At 44.3% G+C, this 5,138-nt stretch carries 5 protein-coding genes; all 5 read left to right on the forward strand.

Features of this window, described 5'->3' with window-relative positions:
• Positions 1-301 precede the first annotated feature (301 nt).
• The 5 genes from katE to B4J23_RS13800 are packed head-to-tail and all read left to right on the forward strand — an operon-like array spanning position 302 to position 5,104.
• Positions 302-2,425 (forward strand): catalase HPII, encoded by a 2,124-nt coding sequence (gene katE / locus B4J23_RS13780; protein WP_291361396.1) that lies wholly within the window; start codon positions 302-304, stop codon positions 2,423-2,425.
• Between the two features lie 57 nt (positions 2,426-2,482).
• Positions 2,483-2,692, forward strand: a complete 210-nt coding sequence (locus B4J23_RS13785) for a hypothetical protein (RefSeq protein WP_291361398.1) — start codon at positions 2,483-2,485, stop codon at positions 2,690-2,692.
• Between the two features lie 51 nt (positions 2,693-2,743).
• Positions 2,744-3,727, forward strand: coding sequence for an acyl-CoA dehydrogenase (locus B4J23_RS13790; protein ID WP_180034151.1), 984 nt, complete (start codon positions 2,744-2,746; stop codon positions 3,725-3,727).
• Positions 3,715-4,500 (forward strand): PIG-L deacetylase family protein, encoded by a 786-nt coding sequence (locus B4J23_RS13795; protein WP_291361400.1) that lies wholly within the window; start codon positions 3,715-3,717, stop codon positions 4,498-4,500. Before B4J23_RS13790 ends, B4J23_RS13795 begins: the two co-directional genes overlap by 13 nt.
• Positions 4,490-5,104: a class I SAM-dependent DNA methyltransferase gene (locus tag B4J23_RS13800; protein WP_180034149.1), complete on the forward strand. Its 615-nt coding sequence runs from the start codon at positions 4,490-4,492 to the stop codon at positions 5,102-5,104. The genes B4J23_RS13795 and B4J23_RS13800 overlap by 11 nt, the downstream gene beginning before the upstream one ends.
• The last annotated feature ends 34 nt before the right edge of the window (positions 5,105-5,138 follow it).

Consider the following 5,138-nt stretch of genomic DNA (forward strand, 5'->3'; position numbering starts at 1 on the left):
CGCTCTCTTGTGATCGTTACTCGGTAAAAAAAACTGTGTAGTTAAGAAAAATAACAGAACTGTGCCTTTATTAAACAAGCCACTACAAAGACTCAGCAATGTATTCGTCAAATCTCGTTATGTTAGGGATATAGACGAAATCAATAAAAAGATTTTCATACTCAGCAACAGCTCACCATATACAGATAAAAGTGGAACTTTATTTTTCTGTAAAAACGGCAAGATGTTGAATAAAACTCAAGCGAATTTGAGATAGGCAAAAAAAGACTTCACTAAACTCAAGATCAGCAAGGAAAATGTCATGAAAATTAAGGCGAACAGTCCAGCCACAGGTAAAAATGGTTTAGATAAGCAGAATACCAATAAAAAAAGTGAGCAGCTTGATGTATACCGTAGCGACTCAGCCGAACAGACACTGACTACCAACCAAGGTGTTAAGATTTCGGATAACCAGAACAGTCTAAAAGCGGGCGTTCGTGGGGCAACTTTAATGGAGGATTTTATTCTTCGTGAAAAGATTACTCATTTTGACCATGAGCGTATTCCAGAGCGAATTGTGCATGCACGCGGTGTTGGAGCACATGGTTTTTTTGAAGCTTATCCAGGCAATGAAAAATGGACTAAAGCCGGGTTTCTAACCAATACCGGTGCTCAGACTCCAGTCTTTGTTCGATTCTCTACAGTACAAGGTCCTCGCGGTTCAGCAGATACGGTACGTGATATTCGTGGTTTTGCGACTAAGTTTTATACGGATGAAGGTAACTTTGACCTGGTAGCCAACGATGCACCAGTGTTCTTTATTCAGGATGGCATCAAGTTCCCTGATTTTGTCCATGCGCTGAAACCTGAACCACAAACCGAGATTCCATCAGGTGCGTCAGCACATGATACTTTCTGGGACTTTGTCTCTCTTGTACCTGAATCTGCACATGCGGTGATGTGGGCAATGTCGGATCGTGCTATTCCACGTAATTTACGCTCGATTCAAGGTTTTGGTGTACATACTTTCCGTTTGATCAATGCTGAAAATAAAGCTGTCTTTGTGAAGTTCCACTGGACGCCTAAACAAGGTCTGACACAACTGGTATGGGATGAAGCGCAAAAACTGGCAGGTAAGGATCCGGATTTCCATCGTCGTGACCTGTATGAAGCGATTGCTTCCGGTAATTACCCGGAATGGGAATTAGGCGTACAGATCGTTCCTGAAGAAGATGAGATGAAATTTGATTTTGACTTGCTGGATGCAACCAAAATCATTCCGGAAGAACTGGTTCCAGTGACTCCAATTGGCCGTATGGTGTTGAACCGTAATGTTGATTATTTCTTCGGTGAAACTGAGCAGGTTGCTTTTTGTCCAGGTCATGTCGTACCAGGCATTGACTTTACCAACGATCCACTCTTACAGGCCCGACTGTTCTCTTATACCGATACTCAATTAAGCCGCTTGGGTGGTCCAAACTTCCATCAGATTCCAATCAATAAGCCGGTTTGTCCATTCCATAACAACCAGCGTGATGGTCTGCATCAACGTCTTATTCACACCGGACAGGCCAACTACGAACCAAACTCGATTGATGACAACTGGCCGGCTGAAGCGCCAGGTGCGACTCAGGCAGGTGGTTTCGAAAGCTATCAGGAACGTATTGACGGTAATAAAATCCGCCAGCGTAGTGAGTCTTTTAATGACCACTTCACTCATGCCCGTTTATTCTATCAAAGCCAGGCACCGCATGAGCAGAAGCATATTATTGATGCCTATGTATTCGAACTGAGTAAAGTACAGCGCCAAAATATCCGTGAACGTGAAGTTCTCGAAGTGTTGTGCAATATCGACTTGACGCTGGCTCAACAGGTTGCAGACCAGTTAGGAATTGAAATCCCAGCTGAGAAAAAAGCTGCAAAACTGCCTGATGTTCTGATTTCTAAGCGTCTGTCTTTTGAAGCGTTTAAACCTGCTGATATTAAGGCACGTAAAATCGCGATTCTGGCACATGACAAAGCTAATGAAGCCAGTATTAAAGCTGTACAGGCTTGGGCTGAATCAGAGAGTGCTGTGGCTGATGTGTTAACACCTCGTCCAGGACCAGTCCTGAGCCAGCAAGGTACAGTGATCCCATCTGATGGAATGCAGAAAGCTGAACCGTCGATTGCCTATGATGCTGTAGTTATTGTCGATGGCGATAACTATGACATGGTGCTGAAAGATGGTATCGCGACTCACTATCTGCTTGAGGCTTATAAGCATCTGAAACCGATTGTCTTCCTGGGAGATAAAGGTCAGCTAATTGAAGATCTAAAACTGATCAGTGATGAAGGTACTTTAGCAAATTCTCAATTCGATACTGTGCAAGATAGCTTCAAGACCTTGATCATGAATCACCGTGTTTGGGCGCGTGAATTGATCGCAGAAACTATTCCTGCATAAATACCATGAGAATAGAAGCTTCGGCTTCTATTCTCTATTTCAAGGAATAAAACTTTTATGGCGAGACCAGATCCTAAAAAATTACTGGCACAGATGCAAAATGCGCAATGGAGCAGGGAGCAGGATATTTATCTGATCGAACATAACCACCTACCTATGAGTCAACTCAGAGAAGAGTTGCCTTTTAGTGAAGAAGAAATTATGGCACGCCGTAAGATACTAGGACTGATGACCCGTTTAAAACAGATGAAAAGGCTTTTTCCTTAACTGGCTTTCATCAAATGACCACAATATCGATATTTTTGAGGAAGCACTTTTATGGACCTCAGTTCAATATTAGAAAGATTTAAAAATTCATCATTAGAACCTAAAGAAAATATTCAAACGACTTTGAAGGAACTGGTGCAACTTTCGGATCAGGTTCCTTTTCCTGCATCAGGGGAAACTTTAAAACGCTGGCAAATTTTAAGCCAGATCTCGGCAACCAATTTAAGCCTGGGAAAAATATTTGAGTCGCATCTGGATGCAGTCGCAATTCTGCATGAATTAAATATTCCGGCAAATTCTCATCAGCTCTGGGCAGTCTGGGCAGCAGAAGGTGGGCCTCAGCCATTACAGCTGGATGAAGGCAAGCTGACTGGCATCAAGACCTGGTGTTCCGCTTCTGGCTGGGTAGAGTCAGGCTTACTGACGTATCGGGATGAACAAAATCGCTCTCAGTTATTGATTGTAGATATGCAGCTGACCGGTATTCAGCATGATCATACTGTCTGGCAAGCTGTAGGGATGCAGCATACATCCACAGCACAACTGGAATTTAATCAGGTCCCTGTCAAAAAAGTCGCTGATCCACATGCTTATCTGGATCGGGTAGGATTCTGGCATGGAGCAGCAGGCGTTGCTGCTTGCTGGTATGGTGCCACAGTAGCTCTTGCTGAATATCTGCAGCAGGAACAGTTAAGAAAACCACATATGTATAAAGCCATGTATCTGGGTGAAATCAGCCGTGATCTTTTAGCTACTCAGGCTTTGTTCTATCGGGTTGCAGAATTGATTGACCAGCAACCTAAATTTCCTCATCAACTTCAGATTCAGGCTTTGCGTGCGCAGGTTGAAGCCACTGCATTAAATGTACTGAACCAGGTCGGAAAAGCACTTGGCGCATCGCCTTATTGTACCAATTCTTATTTTGCCCAGCTCGCAGCAGATCTGCCGGTATTTATCCGTCAAAGCCATGCTGCCTTTGATCTTGAGCGTATTGGAGAACTAAGCGCACAGGAGGAAGAACTATGGGCACTTTAAAACATGACATTGTTGAAGACCGTGTGATCCATGGGGAGGGGACACGGGTGGAAGAATGGCGTAACTGCGAAATATTACAGCAGATGCCAGAATTCGATATTTCCAGTGTAATTCCTGCAGATGCCAGAGTCTGTATTGTAGCACCGCATCCGGATGATGAAATTCTGGGATGTGGCGGACTGATGCAACGTCTGGATAAACTCGGCTATAAGATTGTACTGTTTGCAGTGACCAATGGTACGGCCAGCCATCCCGGTTCGAGTCTGTATACGCCAGAAGAACTGAACCAGATTCGTCCAGCAGAAACGCGTCAGGCTCTCGAAGAATTGTCCTTAGAACAGCCAGTTCTTCGGATTGCTTTGGATATTCAGGATGGAAAAGTGGCTGAGCAGCGAGACTTGCTCAAACAGCAATTGTATTCATATTTACAGCCTAATGATGTATTGGTCACGACTTTTGTTCATGATGGACATCCAGACCATGAAATAACCGGCCAGGTCGCCCAGCAACTCGCGACTGAGCTACAGTTACCGTATATTCAGGTTCTAATCTGGGCGTGGCACTGGGCCACACCAGGAGATACCCGAATTCCATGGACGGTTGCGCACAAACTCAGGCTGACAGATGAAGAATTAAAATGTAAAGCCCGAGCTGCACGATGTTTCAAGAGTCAGATTGAGAATGACCCGACGACAGAACAGGCACCGATTGTCCCTGAGCATGCATTAGAGCGTGTTTTACAGCCATGGGAGGTTTATCTGTATGAACAGTAAATCAACCTATGATCATGCTTATTTTGATGCTCTTTATGCGCTGAACCAGGGAGATCCATGGCATTATGAACAGCGCTGGTATGAACAGCGTAAACGTCAAATTTGTAAAGCACTCTTGCCCAAACTGCATTTTGAATCTGCCATAGAAATCGGTTGTAGTAATGGCATGCTAAGTCAGGAACTAGCCCCACATACAGGAGAACTCATCTGTCTGGATGCCAATACGACAGCGATCCGGCTGGCGCAACAACGTCTGCAAGATTATTCTCATGTCAGTTTTGTCCAAGGCGTTGTTCCGGAAGACTTGCCAGAGCGTAAGTTCCAGCTAATTGTACTGAGTGAGGTTTTATATTATCTGGATCAGGCCGCTTTAGAGAAATTGACCCATTGGCTGCAGCACGCCCTTGATGCAGAAGGCTGTATTCTGGCTTGTCACTGGCGGGCACCGATTTCAGGTTTTAGCTTTACTGGTGATGATATTCATGACCATCTAAATGCACACTTACTTTACAGAAAATGTTCACAACTTCAGGAACCTGATTTTCTAATTGATGTCTGGATGAATAGCCCACAATCTGTGGCAGAGCAAGAGGGCCTTAAATGAATAAAATTGGCGTGGTTATTCCTGCCTGTAATGA

This window comes from Acinetobacter sp. UBA3025 (assembly GCF_002367915.1).
Classification (GTDB): domain Bacteria; phylum Pseudomonadota; class Gammaproteobacteria; order Pseudomonadales; family Moraxellaceae; genus Acinetobacter.